Genomic DNA, 17,685 nt, shown 5'->3' on the forward strand with positions numbered 1-17,685 from the left:
GGGGGCGGGAATGATGGCAGACGCTGGTGGCAGGGCCTGCAACGGCACTGCTAGTAGAACGACACTGCGCCCTTGGACGTTTTCAGGAACTCAAGAATGTCCTGCACCACTTCTCTATGCAGGCTGTAATTCTTCCACTGCTCGCCAGCGTCACGGAAAAAGGTGCCGTCGTCAGGCAGGTCGGTCTTGCTGCCGTCGAAGAACATGCGCTCCCCAGGCTTGAGCGCAGGCAAGACACTGGCACCCAGAAAATCCGCCAGTTGCGTCGCCTGGCTGGAATCGAGCTCGGTCCCGAGGTAGCGCGCGGACTCCCAGACGTCTTCGGGAAACAGCTGGGCCTTCTCGACAAGGAAATGGAGCACGCCCCAACTCCAGGCGTTGAGATGCAGGCATAGCCCGTCCCCGGAGGAAATCGTGATGCTCATCGGAACGGAAGATGAAGGGAATGGAGGCCGCCTCTTGCCACAGTGCATGGCAGCAACACACCAGGATGGCGGCGACTATAGCAGTGCCCGGTGCTGTCAAGGTGACGGCTTCGGGGCGCCCTAAGCCAGCCCCTTGGCCCGCTGGAGCATCAGTCCCGGCCTATCGCTTCGAGCGCATTCACGAGGGGCGCAAGCCTGCTCCACTCCGGTGGCAACGCGGCAAACCACGAGAGGCTGCAGGAGAGAAATGCCGAAGAAATCGCCAACTGGCACTTCGTGGCGTGGATACCTGCATGCACGCCTTCCACATAGGGGCTGATCCTGGCCGCGCGCAGCAGGCCCAGGAGGCCTGCTGCCAGGTCATCGCGCAAGGCGCTGGGTGCACCGGCCCGTAGTTCCGGGGGATGGTTGTGCTCCATCCACTCCATCGCCACGGTACTGCGGCGCCAATAGCGGGCGGACTGGCACACCAAGTGGTCGTGCAAAATCTCGACGCGCACGGCCACCCCTTGCTGGTGGAAATGCTCGTCCGCAGGAATGGTGGTCAGTTCAACGGCGCACAGGCTCATGGCGGCAACTACCGGGAGTGGCCCAGGTACGGCCCCAGGTCTTCCAGCGCCTGGCCCTGGAGCACACCCAAGGCGACCTGGATCCCTGACGCCCGAAGGATGTCGATGCCCTTGCCCGCATTGCGCGGGTCCGGGTCGAGCGTCGCCACCACCACCCGGCCGATGCCACGGGCCACCAGCGCTGTGGCGCACAACGGCGGTCTGCCATGGAAGGAGCAGGGCTCCAGCGTGACGAATGCCGTGACTTCGGAAAGGTCGCCCGACAGGTCTTCGGGCAGCCGGGCGAGAGCCATCGCTTCCGCATGGTGCTGACCGGGCGGCTGGGTGAAGCCGCTGGCAATCACCTGCCCATTCTTCACGAGCACGCAGCCCACGGGAGGGTTCGGCAGGCACCCTGGCAGGGCACGCCGCCCCTGCGCCAAGGCGAGCTGCATGAAGTCCTGGTCACAGTCGTTGTGGATCGCAAGCGTGGGCATGGTAGTGAACAACGGTAGCAGAAAAGGCCATGCGCACAAGGCCCGTGGCTTTTCCGGCCCCATGCGCGAAGGATGGACCTGTGGCCGCAGGGGGGCCTTGGAGAAGCGCTTATTTGCCTGCCCCGCCCTGCCCCGCATCGCGCGTCACCAGCCAGATCCCCCCGCACACCAGCACCAGCGCAACCAGGTTCTTCCACTCCAAAAGCGCTTCGCCCAGGAAGAGGGCCGACAGGCCGGCGCCGAACACCGGCACGGTGAAGTTGAACACGGTGACCTGGCTCACGCGGTTGTGCTTGAGCAGCAGGCTCCACAGCGAGAAGGCGGCCGAGGACAGCAGGGCCAGGTACACGAGCAAGGTGGTGGATGCGGGCGTGAAGCCGGTGAGCGACCCTCCCGCGCCCCAGCCCATCGCCAGCAGGGCCACGCCGCCGATGGCAAGTTGCCAGCCGGTCATCACGACCGAGTCCATGCGCTGCGAGAGCTGCTTGCCGTAGATGCTGGCGGCGGCCAGCACCAGGGCGGCGAGCACAACGAAGCCTTCGCCGAGCAGGGTGAAGTCGAGGTCGAACGAGCCGCGGCCCAGATTGACCACCATCACGCCGGCAAAGCCCACCAGGCAGCCCCAGAGCTTGGCGTGGCTCAAGCGGTCGTTGTGGTAGACCCAGTGCGCCAGAAGCACGCTGAAGAAGGTGCCGGTGGCGTTCATGATGGAGGCCTTGACGCCGGTGGTGTGCGCCACGCCCACGTAGAAGAACACGTACTGCAGCGCGGTCTGCGCCAGACCCAGCACCACCAGTTGGCGTGCCGAGCCGTGGCCCAGGGCCCACACCTTGCGGCCGCTGGCCAGGGCCCAGGCCAGCAGCACCAGGCCCGCGCCCACGAAGCGCCAGCCGGCGAAGACGAGCTGGGTGGGCACATCGTCCTTGGCGATGCCGAACCAGGCGTAGCCGGTCTTGATGGCGGGGTAGGAGCTGCCCCAGAGCAGGCAGCACAGCAGTGCCACGGCGACGAGCACCTTGCGGTCGGCGAAACGGGAAACAGCCCCCATGCGGAAATCTCTCGGTCAAGAAGGAAACGAGGCGCCGCGGGGCGCCCAAAAAGGCAACGAGGCGCCCGAGGGCGCCTCATGGATGCTATCGATCAATCGGTCAGCAGTGCAGGAAAAAAGACGCAGGAGACCCGGCCTCGCCGCCAGGCCCCCTGCGCTTCACCCACCACCTTTGAGGACCAGGTCCGGCAGCCACATGGAGAACTGCGGCACGTAGGTCACGAGCATCAGCGCCACGATGAGCGCGCTGTAGAACGGCCAGATGGTCTTCATCACCTCGCCCACGGAGATGCCGCCGATGGTGCAGCCGATGAACTGCGTGGTGCCCACGGGCGGCGTGTTCAGGCCCAGCGCGCAGTTGATCAGGATCACGATGCCGAACTGCTCGGTGCTCATGCCGAATTGCTGGCAGATGGGCAGAAAGATCGGCGTGCAGATGAGGATGGTGGCCGCCATGTCCAGGAAGGTGCCCAGAATGAACAAAATGATGTTCACGCTCAGGAAGATGACCCAGGGCGAGGTGCTCATGGACTTGAGTGCCTCGCCGGTGAGCTCGGCCACGCCGTACAGGCCGATCAGGTAGCCGAACATCGACGAGATGCCGATCAGCAGCAGCACGGTGCCCGTGGTCTTGACGGCCTTGGAGGCTGCCTTGAGGAACTGCTCGCGCGTAAGCTTCTTGTAGACGAAGACCGAGAGCACCAGCGCCCACAGCACCGCGACGGACGCCGACTCGGTGGCCGTGAACGCCCCCGACAAAATGCCCGCGATGATGATGACCACAACGGCCAGACCGGGTACGGAGGCGCGGAACGAGATCCACACGATCTCCCAGCCGGGGAAGGTGCCGGCGGGGTAGCCGCGCTTGACGGCCACGAGGTAGGCGGCCGCCAGGTTGCAGACCGTGAGCAGCAGCGCGGGCACGATGCCAGCGAGGATCAGCGCGGCAATGCTCACCTTGCCGCCAGCGGCCAGCGTGAAGATGATCAGGTTGTGCGAGGTGGGCATGAGCGCGCCCACCAGCGAGGCGTGGGTGGTCACGTTCACCGCGTAGTCGGCGTGGTAGCCCTCTTTCTTCATCTGCGGGATGAGCACGGCACCCATGGCCGAGACGTCGGCCACGGGCGAGCCCGAGACACCACCGAACAGGGTGCAGGCGAGCACGTTGCTCATGCCCAGGCCGCCGCGCACATGGCCCGCCACGCTCTTGGCGAAGTTGACGATGCGGTCGGCAATGCCGCCGTACATCATGATTTCGCCGGCAAAGATGAAGAACGGAATCGCCAGGAACGAGAACGGGTTCATACCCGAAATCATCTGCTGGAAGCCCACGGCCAGCGGCAGGCCTTCGTAGAGGATGGTGGCCAGCGAGGACAGGCCGATCGAAAAGGCCACGGGCACGCCCAGCAGCAGCAGGAGCGTGAAGGTCACGCAGAGGATGGTCAACGCCATGGTGGTGGAATCTTTATGAGGACGTTAGGGTGCAGGGGACAGGCGGGCATGGGCGAGGATTCCCAGTCTCTTAGTGCCAGGCGGGTTCGACCTCGACGCCGCGCAGGATGGCGATGATGTGCTCCAGCGAGAACATGGCCACCAGCACGCCGGCCATGGCGGGCGGCACGTACTTGAAGGCTTCGGAGATACCGAGCGTGGGGATCTTGTAGGGCGCCACCGACTCGGCCAGCACACCGCAGTTCCAGGCCATGACCACGCCGAACAGCAGTACCAGCGCGTGGATCAGCAGTTCGAGCTTGGTGCGCAGCCAGTCGGGCGCCAGCACCAGAAAGGATTCGAGGCCGATGTGGCCTGCATCGCGCACCCCCACCGCCATGCCGAGCATGGTCACGTAGAGCACGAGCAGCACCGCGCCGCTCTCGGCCCAGGTGGGTGTGTCGTTGAACACATAGCGGCCGATGACCTGGTAGAGCACCGCGCAAACCAGCAGGACGAGCCCCCCTACCCCGAGTTGAAGGCAGGTGCGCGCAATGAAAGCGCAGAGTCGCGTGTACATAGTGGACATTCAAAAACAACTGGAAGTGGGCAGGCGGCGGACTGCTCTCTGTGCCGCCGGCCCTGGAGACTCTGGCTTTTTCTTACTGCACGGCGTCGATGCGCTTGACCATGTCCTGCAGCTTGGGGTCCTTCAGGAACTTGTCGTACACCGGCTTCATGGCGGTCTTGAATGCAGCCTTGTCGATCTCCACGATCTGCGCGCCGCCAGCCTTCACGGTGGCCAGGGATTTCTCTTCGCGCTCGTCCCAGATCTTGCGCATGAAGCCCACCGACTCCTTGGCCGCGGCGCGGATGGCCTTTTGCTCATCGGCGCTCAGGGTGTCCCACACGCGCTTGCTGAACAGCAGGATCTCGGGCGCCATGGAGTGCTCGGTCTTGTTGAAATACTTGGCCACTTCGAAGTGGCGCGAGCTCTCGTAGCTGGGGTAGTTGTTTTCGGCAGCGTCCACCAGGCCGGTCTTGAGCGCGGTGTAGACCTCGCCGAAAGGCATGGGGGTGGCGTTGGCGCCCATGGCTTCGAGCAGCGACACCCACAGATCGCTCTGCTGCACGCGCACCTTCAGGCCCTTGACGTCGGCCAGGGTCTTGACCGGCTTCTTGACGGTGTAGATCGAACGCGCGCCGCTGTCGTAGAAGGCCAGGCCCACGAAGCCCTGCGATTCGCAGTCCTTCAGGATCTCGTCGCCGATCGTGCCATCCAGCACCTTGCGCATGTGTTCCTTGTCGCGGAACAGGAAGGGCATGGTGGGCACCATGGTGGCGGGGCAGATGTTGTTCATGGGCGCGACGTTCACGCGCGTCATGGCGATGGCACCCAGCTTGGTCTGCTCGATGGTGTCCTTCTCGATACCCAGGGAGCCCTTGGCGTAGACCTTGATGCTGTGCTTGCCGCCCGTGGCCTTGGACAGCGTCTCACCCATGTGGCGCACGGCCAGCACGGTGGGGTAGTCCTCAGGGTGGATGTCGGACGAGCGAAATTCGGTGGCCTGCGCGGCCAGGCTGCCGATCAGCATGCCGGCGGCCAGCGCCACGCGGCCGATGAGGTGTGGAACGTTCATGGTGGTTTGTCTCCAGGGTTGAAAGGGGTGTGCGGTGCTGCGGTCTTCAGGCCGTGCGGTACGGGGCTTCTGCGAGCCCGCGGGCGCCGGGGCGGGTCACGAAGACCGCGCCGCCGTGCAAAACGTCGTTGCCCTGGGGCTGGCCGGGGCGGATGGAGGTGATGAACAGCAGGTCGAGGTCGGGCCCACCGAAGCTGCACATCGAGGGCTTGCTGACCGGCACGCTGAGCGAGCGGTCGAGCACACCCTGGGGTGTGAAACGGTGCACCATGCCGGCGTCGTTGCCGCAGATCCAGTAGCAGCCGTCGGTGTCGATGGCGGCGCCATCGGGTCGGCCGGGCAGCTCGCGCATGTCGGCGAACAGGCGGCGCGGGCCCAGGCTGCCGTCGTCGTGCAGGTCCAGCGACCAGATCTTCTGCACGCTGGGGTGGCTGTCGCTCAGGTACATGGTGGCGCCGTCGGGACTGAAGGCCAGGCCGTTCTGCGTGACCAGGCCTTCGACCTGGGGCACCGACAGGCCGCGCGCGTCCTGGCGGTAAAGGCCGCCGGCGGGCTGCGCCAGGGCCATGTCGCGCACCATGGTGCCGGCCCAGAAGCGGCCCTGGCGGTCGCAGCGGCCGTCGTTGAAACGCATGCCCTCTTGCGGGTGCTGCACTGTAGACACCAGGGTGCAGGCCAGCGTGTCGTCATCGGCCGGGCGCAGGTGAAAGAGGCCCGTGTCCATGCCGGCGATGAGGCCGCCGTCGGCATGCAGGGCGATGCAGGCCAGGCGCTCGGGCGCGGCCCAACTGGTCAACTGGCGGTCGGCCCAGCGCAGGCGGCGCAGCGCGCGGCCTTCGATGTCCACCCAATACAGGGCCTGTTCGGTGGCAGACCACAGCGGGCTCTCGCCCACCTGGTCGCGGTGGTCGGGCAGCAGCAGTTCCATGGCGGTCGTGCTCACTCGAACGGGCCGGTGCGCACGAAGGGGCCACCCTGGTAGATGACGGCCGGGTCGCTCATGTCGGGCGTGGGGTCGGCGGCTTCCACCTTGGCGCGGAAGGGCTCGGAGCTGTCCTGCGGGCGGTAGCCGATGTGGCGCGCCAGCGTGTTGTCCCACCAGGTGGTGGTGTTGTCGCCCATGCCGTAGATGGTGCTGTGGCCCACCACGGGCGCGGTGAGGCTGGCGATGACCAGGCGCTCCAGGTCGTCGTAGCTCATCCAGGTGGCGAGCATGCGGCGGTTGCGCGGCTCGGGGAAGGAGGAGCCGATGCGCAGGCACACGGTCTCGATGCCGTAGCGATCAAAGTAAAAGCGCGAGAGGTCTTCGCCGAAGGCCTTGGACAGGCCGTACAGGCCGTCGGGCCGGGCCGGGTCCCGAAGGCCCACGACCTCGTCCTGGCGGTAGAAGCCGGTGACATGGTTGCTGCTGGCAAACACCACGCGCTTGACGCCCTGCTTGCGGGCGGCCTCGTACAGGTTGTACACACCGACGATGTTGGCTGGCAGGATGGCGTCCCAAGGCTGCTCGGTCGACACACCACCCAGGTGCACCACGGCGTCCACACCGGCCAGCAGTTCATGGATGGCGGCGGCGTCTTCCAGCCTGGCGGGGCGCACTTCTTCGCCTGCGGCCTCGGCACCCAGGTCGGCGATGTCGGACAGGCGCAGGCTGGTGCAATAGGCCTTCAGGCGGGTGCGCAGCTCACGGCCCAGACCGCCGGCGGCACCGGTGAGCAGCAGGCGGTTGAATCGGATCGGTGTCGGGTGACAAGGCATGGAAATCGAGGAGGTTCTTGGTACAGTGGCGGTATGCTCTGTTGCACGTCATCAGTTGTCGTACAACGCGAATGCAATGTACTCCCAAGCGCCCCACGATCACATAGGGATAACACCGAGAAATGAACACCGCCATCGCCCTTCGCCGCAAGCCCCGCACCCTGGCCCTGGAGCTGGTTGAATCCCTGGGCGACCGCATCCGCGACGGGCGCCTGGCGCTGGGTGACAAGCTGCCCACGGAGGCGGCGATCATGGCGGAGTTCGAGGTCAGCCGCACCGTGGTGCGTGAGGCGATTTCCAAGCTGCAGGCCTCGGGCCTGGTGGAAACGCGCCACGGCATCGGCACCTTCGTGCTGGGCCTGGGGCAGGCGCCGGGCTTCAAGATCACGCCCGACCAGTTCAGCACGCTGCGCGACGTGATCGCCGTGCTGGAGCTGCGCATCGGCGTGGAGACCGAGGCCGCCGCGCTGGCTGCGCAGCGCCGCACCGACGCCAACATCGCCGCCATGCGCGTGGCGCTGGACGCCGTGACCAAGGCCGTGGACGAAGGGCGCGACGCGGTGGCGTCGGACTTCCAGTTCCACCTGGAGATTGCGCGCGCCACGCAGAACAGCCATTTCGCGGAGCTCATGGGCACGCTGGGCAGCATGATCATCCCGCGTGCGCGGCTCGAGGCCGGCGACAGCCAGAGCGACCTGCGCCAGTACCTGCGGCGCGTGAACGGCGAGCACGAAAGCATCTACGACGCCATCGTCGGCCAGGACCCCGATGGCGCGCGCGCAGCCATGCGCACCCACCTGGCCAACAGCCGCGAGCGCCGCCGCCGCGCCCAGGCCGAGGCCGGCTGATCCCCCGGGGGCCCACGCCCCCACCCTGCCTCCAACGCTCAGCCCAGCGCCTGCGCAGGCTGCTGGCCGCGCCGGCGTGGAGCCGCGCCCCGGACCAAGACCGTCAGTAATAACCCGAGGCCCCACGCTCGCATTTTGTTGTACGATGACATACAACAAATCAACGCGTTGAGGCTACCGCCCTGCCCCCGAAAGCACCGGCACACGCCAGCGCACGCCTCATTGCCTGGGAGCCTTCGTCCATGACCTCACCAAAATGCGCGCCGCCGATCGGCATGGGACCTTGTGAGGTCAGACATCTGCCCGCCCCGATGGCAGCAGCCACCGGGCGCTGAGCACTTCGCCACCCTGCGGCCCCGGGCCGCCCCCTTTCAGCACGACAGCCCCTGACCGCGCCGCGCTGGCGTGCTGCCCTGCCATGCCCATCCACCCCTGAGGAGCCCCACCGCCCATTCCATCCCCGCTTTCATCAACCCTGAAGAAAACAAGAGCCGAGAACGAGAGAGAGACAAAAAACCATGAAGAAGACGACGCAAATTTCCAACCTGTCCCTGGCCGCCTGCGCGGCGCTGCTGGCCGCTGCACCCGCAGCCCAGGCCCAGTCGAGCGTGACCCTGTTCACCCTGGTCGACGTCAACGTCAGCCACTACAGCGCGGGCTCGCGCTCGGGCGCTGGCAGCATGACGGCCATGAACGACGGCACGACCAACGGCCTGAACGGCTCGCGCTGGGGCATCCGCACCGTGGAGGATCTCGGGGGCGGCCTGAAGGCCGGTGTGCTGCTGGAAAACGGCTTCAACGCCGACAACGGCACCTTCGGCCAGGGCGGCCGGGCTTTCGGGCGCCAGGCTTTCGTGTGGCTGTCGTCGTCCACGGTGGGCGAGTTGCGCCTGGGCCGCCAGTACATCCTGGAAGACTCGGTCATGGGCCTGAGCAACCCGTTCACCAACGCCCTGACGCTGAACCCCGGCACGGGCGTGACCAACGCCGGCAAGGCCCTGCCCCTGTGGCTCAACGCCCCGCGTGCCGACAACGTGCTGCAGGTGCAGAGCATCAACTACGGCGGCTTCCAGGCCGCCGCCCAGGTGGCGCCCGGCGAGGGCACGGCCGACCGCTTCTACGGCGTCAAGCTCAGCTACGGCCAGGGCCCGTTCAACAGCGCGCTGTCGTACGAGTGGAACCGCTCGCGCACCACGGGGGACAACGTGAACAAGTCGCTCACGGTGGCGGCCAACTACAACTTCGGCGTGGTCAAGGTGCTGGGCGGCGTGCAGCGCAACCGCGACCTGGCCACCACCTCGGTGAACGGCGCCTTCACGGGCAACAACCTGACCGTGACCGGCACCAATACCTTCGCCATGGACCACAGCGACGGCACCACCATCGGCGTGGAAGTGCCCGTGGGCTCCTTCGTGCTGCTGGGCGCCAACTACACCCGCGTGAAGTATGCCAACGCGGCCGGCCAGAATGACACCCTGGGCAAGGTCGCCGTCGGCGCGCGCTATGCGCTGTCCAAGAACACCTTCCTGTATGCGTCGGCGTCGCAAGCCACCGGCGGACTCAAGGATTTCGTCAGCCAGAAGGGCGTCACGCAGATCGGCGTGCGCACGGCTTTTTAAGGCACGCCAGAATGGACCACCAGCCACCGCGCACCGACCGCTGCACAATGCACTGCCCCGCGCAGGCGCTGTGCAGTGGCCGGGCCTGCGCGGTGCGCCGGCGGCCTGTTCGGCATTGCCATCACTTTCTCACTACCCGCACCACACCATGCATGCAAACCTGATTGGCGGAACCTGGACCGAAGGCGTCCGCGGCTACCGCAACACCAACCCATCGGACACCCGCGATGTGATCGGCGACTACGCCGTGGCCAGCCGCGAGCAGGCGCTGGACGCTGTGGCGGCTGCCCAGGCCGCATTCCCGGCGTGGAGCCTTTCCACGCCCCAGCAGCGCTTTGACGTGCTGGACGCCGTGGGCAACGAGATCATCGCGCGCAAGGCCGAGCTGGGTGACCTGCTGGCCCGCGAGGAAGGCAAGACCCTGCCCGAAGCGATTGGCGAAGTGGGCCGCGCGGCCGCCATCTTCAAGTTCTTTGCCGGCGAGGCACTGCGCCCCGGCGGTGAACTGGTGCCCTCGGTGCGCCCCGGCGTGGGCATCGAGATCACGCGCGAGCCCCTGGGCATCATTGGCATCATCACGCCGTGGAACTTCCCCATCGCCATCCCGGCCTGGAAGATCGCCCCGGCACTGGCCTATGGCAACTGCGTGGTGTTCAAGCCTGCCGAAGTGGTACCCGGCTCCGCCTGGGCGCTGGCCGATATCCTGCACCGCGCGGGCCTGCCGGCCGGCGTGTTCAACCTGGTGATGGGCCGCGGCTCGGACGTCGGCCAGGTGCTGCTCGAAGACGAGCGCATTGCAGGCGTGAGCTTCACCGGATCGGTGGGAACGGGCCAGCGCGTGGCCGCTGCCTGCGTGCCGCGCGGTGCCAAGGTGCAGCTCGAAATGGGTGGCAAGAACCCCTTTGTGGTGCTCGATGACGCCGACCTGAACGTGGCCGTGGGCGCTGCGGTCAACAGCGGCTTCTTCTCCACCGGCCAGCGCTGCACCGCCAGCAGCCGCGTGGTGGTGACCGAGGGCATCCACGACCGCTTCGTGGCAGCCATGGTCGAGAAGATGAAGACCCTGACGGTGGACGACGCGCGCAAGGCCGGCACCGACATCGGCCCCGTGGTGGACGACCGCCAGCTGGCGCAGGACCTGGAGTACATCGGCATCGGCCAGCAGGAAGGCGCCAAGCTCGCCTACGGCGGCGAGGCCCTGGAGAAGAACGCCGATGGCGCGCCCGGCTTCTACCTGCGCCCGGCCCTGTTCACCGAGACCACGCCCGGCATGCGCATCAACCGCGAAGAGATCTTCGGCCCCGTGGTGAGCGTGCAGCGCGTGAAGAACTACGAGGAAGCGCTGGCCCTGGCCAACGACACCCCCTTCGGCCTGGCCAGTGGCATCGCCACCACCAGCCTCAAGCATGCCACGCACTTCAAGCGCCACGCCCAGGCCGGCATGGTGATGGTGAACCTGCCCACCGCCGGTGTGGACTACCACGTGCCATTCGGCGGCCGCAAGAGCAGCAGCTACGGCCCGCGCGAGCAGGGCCGCTATGCCGCCGAGTTCTACACCACGGTGAAGACGGCCTACACGCAAGCGTGATCCAGGCTTGACGCAAAGCAATCGGGCGCCCTGGCGCCCGATTCGCTTTGCGGCGCCGGCAGGCATAATCTCGGCCCATGAACGCCCTTCGAACCCTTGCTGCCCTGCGCCTTCTGGTGCTGGCCTGGTTCGTGGCGTCCATGGGCGTGGCCATGGCCTCGCCGCTGGTGAACCCCCAGGCCATCGAGGTGATCTGCTCGGGCGCCGGCACTATCAAGCTGCTGGTGCAGACCGATGACGGTGCCGTGGAGATGGGCAGCATGGGCATGGACTGCCCGCTGTGCTCCATCGCAGGGGCCCCACCGGCGACTCCCCCGGCCCTGGTTCCCCTGCCCCAGCCGCTGGCGCACGCCGTGCAGCCGGTGGAGGCCGCGCGCATCGCCGCCATCACCGCGGCACCGCTGCCCGCCCGCGGGCCCCCCACTTCTCTCTGATCTGACCGCAACACGCGTGGCCCCTGATCGCCAGGGCTGCGCGGCCTTCCTGTCCGTGATGTCGCGGGCAGTGCGCGCCTGCAGGGCCACCCTGCCCCCCGGCGCCGTGCTGCCTGCCAGAGAGTTGAGCCATGTCCCGTTCCCCTTCGCCTGCTTGCACGCCGGCCTTCTTCGCCCCATCGCCGCTGCATGCGGCCATCTTCGCCCTGGTGCCGCTGTGCGCGGCCGCCCAGGCGCAGCCCGCCCCCACCCTGCAGGCCGTCGAGGTGACAGACGCGGCGCCGCAGCCCAATGGCCGCCTGCAGCTCGACACGCCGGTGGGCACCGGCAGCCGCCTGGGTCTGACGCCGCGCGAGACGCCGGCATCGGTCACCCTGGTGGATCGCGCCACCATCGACGCGCGCGGCGCGCAGGACACGCAGGAGATATTGCGCGCCATCCCCGGCGTCACCGCGCACAACGCCCCTGGCTCCATGGCCGCCAGCTACCGCGGCTTCAGCGGCAACTCGGTGAGCCAGATGTACAACGGCATCACCGTTCAGTACGGCAGCGCCACGCGCGCGGTGGACAGCTGGATCTACGACCGGGTCGAGGCCGTGGGCGGTGCATCGAGCTTCCTCTACGGCTCGGGCGCGGTGGGCGGCTCGCTCAACTACATCACCAAGACACCTGAGCGCAGCAACTTCGGCGAGGCGCAGTTGCGCCTGGGCGCGAACGACCTCAAGGAGGTGTCGGTGGGCCTGAACCGGCGCCTGTCCGGCGATGATGGTGGCGCTGGCGCGGCGAACTTTACCCGCATCGACCTGAACCACCGCGATGCGGGCAACTGGGTCGAGGGTGTGCACTCGCGTTCCACCCAGTTGGCCGCCTCGCTGCTGACGGACCTGGGCGGCGGCTTCACCCACCTGCTGGCCTACGAGTACCAGAAGGACGACGTGGACCGCCCCTACTGGGGCACGCCTGTGCTCAACCCCAACCTGGGCGCGCTGCGCGTGGACCCGGCCACGCGCTTCAAGAACTACAACAGTGCCGATGGCATCTACCAGCAGCGCGTGCAGTGGCTGCGCTCGGTGGCGCAGTGGCGGGTTTCGGACGCGCTGCAACTGCGCAACACCCTGTATGCCTACGATGCGCTGCGCGACTACCGCAACGTGGAGACCTACCGCTTCAACGCCGCCAACACCCAGGTGGCGCGCACCTCGCCCTTTTTGCAGCGCCACGACCACGAGGTGCTGGGCGACCGCATCGAGGCCACCTGGCAGGGCACGCTGGCCGGCCGCAAGAGCGACTGGGCCTTTGGCCTCGATGCCAGCGTGAACCGGCAGACGCGCTTTCCCAACAGCCTGACCAGCACCGTGAGCACGGTGAACCCCTACCAGTTCACCACCGAGCGCTTCTTCGACATCCCGGGCATGGCGCCAGGCTTCAACCCCGACCGCGACAACAAGACCACCACCACCGCGCTGTACCTGGAAAACCGCACGGCGCTTGCCCCCAGCGTGCACCTCATCACCGGCCTGCGGCAGGAGCGCATCGACCTGGACCTGACCAACCGCCGCACCGTCACGGCTGCCAGCCCGGCCAGCTTCAGCCGCAGCTACCACCCCACCACCGGCCGCCTGGGCGTGGTGTGGGACTTCGCGCCCAACGCCAACCTGTATGCCCAGGCATCGACCGCTGCCGACCCGCCATCGGGCTCCTTGGCCACCGCGTCGTTTGCCGACGTCGCCAACAACAGCGCGCTGACCACCGGCCGCCAGGCCGAGGTGGGCAGCAAGTTCGATTTCTGGGACGGCAAGGGCACGGCCACGGCGGCGGCCTTCCAGATCACGCGCAAGAACATTGCCTCGCAAGACCCGAACAACCCCGTGCTGACCGTGCTGGTGGGCGAGCAGTCGGCCCGGGGCATCGAGCTGGCGGTGGGTGTGCGCCCGACCAGCCTGTGGCAGGTGCAGGCCAACCTCACCCGGACCCGCGCGCGCTACGAGAGCTATGTGCAGGGCGGCACCTCCCTGGCCGGCAGGACGCCCATCAACACGCCCGAGACGGTGGCCAACCTCTGGGTGTCGTACGCACTCACCCCGGCCCTCACGGCCAGCGCCGGCGTGCGCCATGTGGGCAAGGTCTATGCGGACGCGGCCAACACGCAGTACTGGCCCGAATACACCCTGCTGGACCTGGGCCTGGAGTGGAAGCTGAACCGGTCCACCACGCTCACCGGGCGCATCCGCAACGCCACTGATCGCATCCACGCTGTGGAGTCGCGCAGCACGCAGGTTTACCTGGGCGCCGCGCGCACGGCGGACGTCACCTTGCACGTCGCGTTCTGAGCAGGGGCCAACCATGCTGCCGCACGCCAAGCGCTGGCTCTACCTTGTGCACCGCTGGGCAGGCGTGGTGCTGTGCGCCTTATTCGCCATGTGGTTCGTCTCAGGCGTGGTGATGATGTACGTGGGCTACCCCAAGCTCACGGCCACCGAGCGGCTGGAGCACCTGGCACCGCTGCGCACGGCCGCCATCGCGCTGGAGCCCGCGCAGGCCCTGCGCGCGGCGGGTTTCGACGGCAAGCCCCTGTCGGACCTGCGGCTGGCCGTGGCCAGCGGCGGGCGCGCGGTCTACCTGGTGCTGCCGGAGGGCGCACCCAGGCGCGGTCCCGCCACCGTGGTCGATGCCAGCACCGGCCAGGTGCTGCGCGGGGTGGACGCGGCCTGGGCCACAGCATCGGCCCAGGCCTTTGCCGGTGCGCCCGGCAGCGCCCCGCGCTACCTGGGCAGCCTGGACGAGGACGCCTTCACCCACTCGCGCGCCCTCGATGCGCACCGACCCCTGCACCGCCTGGCACTGGGTGACGCGGCGGACACCGAGGTCTACGTCTCGGGCACCACGGGCGAGGTGGTGCGCGACGCCACGCGCACGGAACGCGGCTGGAACTACGCGGGCGCCTGGATCCACTGGCTCTACCCGTTCCGCGGCAATGCCTTCGATGCCTGGTGGGCCGACATCGTGAACTGGCTGTCCATCGCCGGCATCGTGCTGACTGTCACCGGCACGGTGGTGGGCATCATGCGCTGGCGCTTCACAAGGCGCTACAAGAGCGGCTCGCGCTCACCCTACCGGGGCTTCATGATGCGCTGGCACCATGTCTCGGGGCTGCTGTTCGCAGCGGTCACGCTGACCTGGATCTTCAGCGGCCTGATGTCCATGAACCCTTGGAAGGTTTTCGACAGCGGCGCCCCGGCCTTGCGCACGCAGGCCATGCACGGCGGCCCGCTGCTGCTGCCCGCGCAGCCCGCCAGTGTGCAGGCCCTGCTGGCTGCCGCCTCGCCCAACACCCGGGAGCTGCGCTGGGTGCGCACGGCCGGCCACACGCTGGTGCAGGCAGCCAGCTCCACGGGCGCGCCGGCCCTGCTCGATGCCGCTACCGCCCAGCCCCACGCCATGGACACGCAGCAACTGCTGGCCGCCGCCGCGCGCCTCCTGCCGGACCCGGTGGCCCGCAGCGAGACGCTGCGCGAGTACGACATGCACTACTACAGCCGCGCCGCACACACCATGACGGGCGGCGGCGACAAGCCCCTGCCGGTGCTGCGCGTGGTGTTCACCGACGCCCACGCCACCTGGGTGCACATCGACCCGCACACTGGCGCCGTGCTGGACAAGAGCGACACCCACCGCCGTGCCAGCCGCTGGCTGTTCGCGCTGCTGCACAGCTGGGACTGGGGGCCGCTGCTGGCGCGCCGCCCGCTGTGGGATGGGGTGCTGATCGTGCTGAGCCTGGGGGGCGCGCTGCTGAGCCTCACGGGCGTGGTCGTGGGCTGGCGGCGACTGGTGCGGCCCTGGCGGGGCCCGGTGCAGACGTCCAGGCCCATTGCAAAATAAGTTTGAAACCTTTTGTTTCATCCAGATACACTGCATAACACCTAGGTGGCGCGCAGCAAGCAGCTTGCCGCACGCACCCCAGGCCCGCGCCGTTTCAACACCAAAAAACCACCTGGCAGAGGTCCCCACCCATGCAATCGATCCGTACCGCACTCACCGGCGCCCTTCTCATCCTGGCGGCGGGCACATCCGCCCTGGCCGCCACCGACTACAACAAGCCCCCTGCAGGCGACGCCCAGTACCGGCAATGCCTGGGCTACGCCGCCAAGCTGTACGAGGGCGGCGACGAAAAGAGCCCCATCAAGGGCCAGACCAAGGCCCAGGCCTGGTGCACCTGCATGTGGAACGAGACGCCTGACGACTTCAAGGGCAACCTCGTGACCTTTGGCGAAACACGCAAGGGCAAGGAAACCAACAAGATCTGCGAGAAGCACTCGGATTGGAGCGAATAAGCGCGCCAGCGCCCCGCCTCACCCGAATGCCCCCACCCAGCCAGCCGCCTTCGGGCGGCTTTTTCGTGGGCGGGGTCAGGCGGGCTCGTCTTCCTCGCGCTCGCGCCCCGGCAGCACCAGGTTCAGCACCACCGCCACCAGCGCGCCCACGGTGATGCCCGAGCCGAAGACCTCGCGCACGAAGGCCGGCATGCGCACCAGCAGGTCGGGGCGCACCGTCACAGCCAGGCCGCAGCCCAGCGAGACGGCGATGATGAGGCTGTTGCGGCGCGAGGGCGCGCTGCTGGCGAGCATGCGGATGCCGGCCGAGACGATCATCGCGAACATCATCAGGCCCGCACCGCCAAGCACGGGCTGCGGAATGGTCACCACCAGCGCGCCCAGCACCGGGAACAGCCCGGCCAGCAGCAGCATCACACCCGTGAGCATCACCACATGCCGGCTGGCCACGCCGGTCAGCGAGACCACGCCCACGTTCTGCGCAAAGGTGGACAGCGGCGGGCTGGACATCACCGCAGCGAAGGCCGAGCCCACGCCGTCGCACAGGATGCCGCTGGCCAGGCGTTTGTTGGGGATGGGCGTCTGCGTGGCCGCGCCCAGGGCCATGAAGGTGCCCGTGGTCTCGACGATGGTGACCAGGAAGGCAATGGACATGGCGATGATGCCCGCGACCGGAAAGGCCATGCCAAAGTGCAGCGGCTGCGGGATGGAGAACACTGGCGCCTCGCGCACCTGGGTGAAGTCGATGAGCCCCAGCGCCAGGCACAGCACATAGCCGCTGGCAATGCCCAGCACCACGGCGCTGGCCGAGACGATGCCCTTGCCCCACTGCACGAAGGCTATGACCAGTGCGAGCACGAAGCCGGCAATCGCCAGGTGGCCCACGGCGCCATAGTCGCTGGCGCCCACGCCGCCGGCCGCCCAGTCCACCGCCACGGGCGTGAGCGACAGGCCGATCATGGTCACGACCACGCTGGTCACGGTGTGCGGAAAGAAGCGCCGTATCAACGGCATGAAGAAGCTGCCCACGATCATCACGAGCGAGCCCACGAGCGATGAGCCCAGGATGCCGGCCACGCCATGCTCCAGCCCGACGCTGATGCCCGCGCCGACAAAGGCAAAGCTGGTGCCCATGACGCAGGGCAGGCGTACGCCCACGGGGCCCACGCCCTTGCACTGGATGATGGTGACGATGCCCGAGCCCAGCAGCGCGGCATTCACCAGGGCCACGATCTGGTCGGCCGGCAGCTTGAGCGCGCCGCCCACCACCAGCGGCACGGCGATGATGCCGCCCAGTGCTGCCAGCAGGTGCTGCAGCGACAGCAGCACCGCCGTGGCCAGCATCGGTGGATGGTCTTCCACCTTGTAAAGCAATTGTTCCATTGTCTTGTCTCCTTGTCCGTTGGCCTTTGCAAAGGCACTTGTCGTCATGTGAAGGAATGCGATGGCGGGTAGGAATGGCGGGTCGGCGCTCCTTGCGTGCGGTGATGGACGGCCAGCGCCCAGGCCAGGCCAGCC

At 67.6% G+C, this 17,685-nt stretch carries 17 protein-coding genes; 7 read left to right on the top strand and 10 right to left on the bottom strand.

Annotation, left to right across the window (positions count from 1 at the left end):
• Nucleotides 1-50: 50 nt before the first annotated feature.
• The 9 genes from ACSQ3Y_RS28795 to ACSQ3Y_RS28835 all read right to left on the bottom strand — a co-directional run bounded on the left by ACSQ3Y_RS28795 (nt 51) and on the right by ACSQ3Y_RS28835 (nt 7,347).
• Nucleotides 51-425: a hypothetical protein gene (locus tag ACSQ3Y_RS28795; RefSeq protein ID WP_436179655.1), complete on the bottom strand. Its 375-nt coding sequence runs from the start codon at nt 423-425 to the stop codon at nt 51-53.
• A gap of 149 nt (nt 426-574) precedes the next feature.
• Nucleotides 575-994 (bottom strand): hypothetical protein, encoded by a 420-nt coding sequence (locus ACSQ3Y_RS28800; RefSeq protein WP_436179656.1) that lies wholly within the window; start codon nt 992-994, stop codon nt 575-577.
• A gap of 8 nt (nt 995-1,002) precedes the next feature.
• Entirely contained in the window at nt 1,003-1,470 is a 468-nt protein-coding gene (locus tag ACSQ3Y_RS28805) for a bifunctional diaminohydroxyphosphoribosylaminopyrimidine deaminase/5-amino-6-(5-phosphoribosylamino)uracil reductase RibD (protein ID WP_436179657.1), read from the bottom strand.
• Between the two features lie 109 nt (nt 1,471-1,579).
• On the bottom strand, nt 1,580-2,518 hold the full coding sequence (locus tag ACSQ3Y_RS28810) for a DMT family transporter (protein WP_436179658.1): 939 nt from the start codon (nt 2,516-2,518) through the stop codon (nt 1,580-1,582).
• A gap of 159 nt (nt 2,519-2,677) precedes the next feature.
• Nucleotides 2,678-3,970 (bottom strand): TRAP transporter large permease, encoded by a 1,293-nt coding sequence (locus tag ACSQ3Y_RS28815; RefSeq protein WP_436179659.1) that lies wholly within the window; start codon nt 3,968-3,970, stop codon nt 2,678-2,680.
• 70 nt (nt 3,971-4,040) lie between these two features.
• Complete coding sequence (locus ACSQ3Y_RS28820; RefSeq protein ID WP_007853074.1) at nt 4,041-4,529, bottom strand: TRAP transporter small permease; 489 nt, start codon at nt 4,527-4,529, stop codon at nt 4,041-4,043.
• 82 nt (nt 4,530-4,611) lie between these two features.
• A complete protein-coding gene (locus ACSQ3Y_RS28825) occupies nt 4,612-5,589 on the bottom strand; it encodes a TRAP transporter substrate-binding protein (protein WP_057201773.1) in 978 nt (325 codons plus the stop codon).
• Between the two features lie 46 nt (nt 5,590-5,635).
• Nucleotides 5,636-6,517, bottom strand: a complete 882-nt coding sequence (locus ACSQ3Y_RS28830) for an SMP-30/gluconolactonase/LRE family protein (RefSeq protein WP_057202488.1) — start codon at nt 6,515-6,517, stop codon at nt 5,636-5,638.
• An 11-nt stretch (nt 6,518-6,528) separates the two neighbouring features.
• A complete protein-coding gene (locus tag ACSQ3Y_RS28835; protein WP_057201772.1) occupies nt 6,529-7,347 on the bottom strand; it encodes an NAD-dependent epimerase/dehydratase family protein in 819 nt (272 codons plus the stop codon).
• Nucleotides 7,348-7,469: 122 nt separating this feature from the next.
• On the opposite strand from ACSQ3Y_RS28835, the gene ACSQ3Y_RS28840 reads away from it, so the two are divergent.
• The 7 genes from ACSQ3Y_RS28840 to ACSQ3Y_RS28870 all read left to right on the top strand — a co-directional run bounded on the left by ACSQ3Y_RS28840 (nt 7,470) and on the right by ACSQ3Y_RS28870 (nt 16,167).
• Entirely contained in the window at nt 7,470-8,195 is a 726-nt protein-coding gene (locus ACSQ3Y_RS28840) for a FadR/GntR family transcriptional regulator (RefSeq protein ID WP_007853081.1), read from the top strand.
• A 518-nt stretch (nt 8,196-8,713) separates the two neighbouring features.
• Nucleotides 8,714-9,814 (top strand): porin, encoded by a 1,101-nt coding sequence (locus ACSQ3Y_RS28845; RefSeq protein ID WP_057201771.1) that lies wholly within the window; start codon nt 8,714-8,716, stop codon nt 9,812-9,814.
• Between the two features lie 148 nt (nt 9,815-9,962).
• The gene (locus tag ACSQ3Y_RS28850) at nt 9,963-11,402 is read left to right on the top strand and encodes an aldehyde dehydrogenase family protein (RefSeq protein ID WP_057201770.1); all 1,440 of its coding nucleotides are present in this window, start codon (nt 9,963-9,965) and stop codon (nt 11,400-11,402) included.
• Nucleotides 11,403-11,479: 77 nt separating this feature from the next.
• Nucleotides 11,480-11,836, top strand: coding sequence for a DUF2946 family protein (locus ACSQ3Y_RS28855; RefSeq protein ID WP_057201769.1), 357 nt, complete (start codon nt 11,480-11,482; stop codon nt 11,834-11,836).
• A gap of 131 nt (nt 11,837-11,967) precedes the next feature.
• Nucleotides 11,968-14,166 carry a TonB-dependent receptor gene (locus tag ACSQ3Y_RS28860; RefSeq protein ID WP_436179660.1) on the top strand — a complete coding sequence of 733 codons (2,199 nt, stop codon included), beginning with the start codon at nt 11,968-11,970 and terminating at the stop codon, nt 14,164-14,166.
• Between the two features lie 13 nt (nt 14,167-14,179).
• The gene (locus ACSQ3Y_RS28865; protein WP_436179661.1) at nt 14,180-15,715 is read left to right on the top strand and encodes a PepSY domain-containing protein; all 1,536 of its coding nucleotides are present in this window, start codon (nt 14,180-14,182) and stop codon (nt 15,713-15,715) included.
• 131 nt (nt 15,716-15,846) lie between these two features.
• Nucleotides 15,847-16,167, top strand: coding sequence for a hypothetical protein (locus ACSQ3Y_RS28870; protein ID WP_322596207.1), 321 nt, complete (start codon nt 15,847-15,849; stop codon nt 16,165-16,167).
• A gap of 75 nt (nt 16,168-16,242) precedes the next feature.
• Here the strand turns inward: ACSQ3Y_RS28870 and ACSQ3Y_RS28875 are convergent, their stop codons facing one another.
• Nucleotides 16,243-17,550, bottom strand: coding sequence for a nucleobase:cation symporter-2 family protein (locus ACSQ3Y_RS28875; protein ID WP_436179662.1), 1,308 nt, complete (start codon nt 17,548-17,550; stop codon nt 16,243-16,245).
• Between the last annotated feature and the right edge of the window lie 135 nt (nt 17,551-17,685).

Source organism: Acidovorax sp. LjRoot66 (genome assembly GCF_964253305.1).
Taxonomy (GTDB): Bacteria; Pseudomonadota; Gammaproteobacteria; order Burkholderiales; family Burkholderiaceae_C; genus Acidovorax.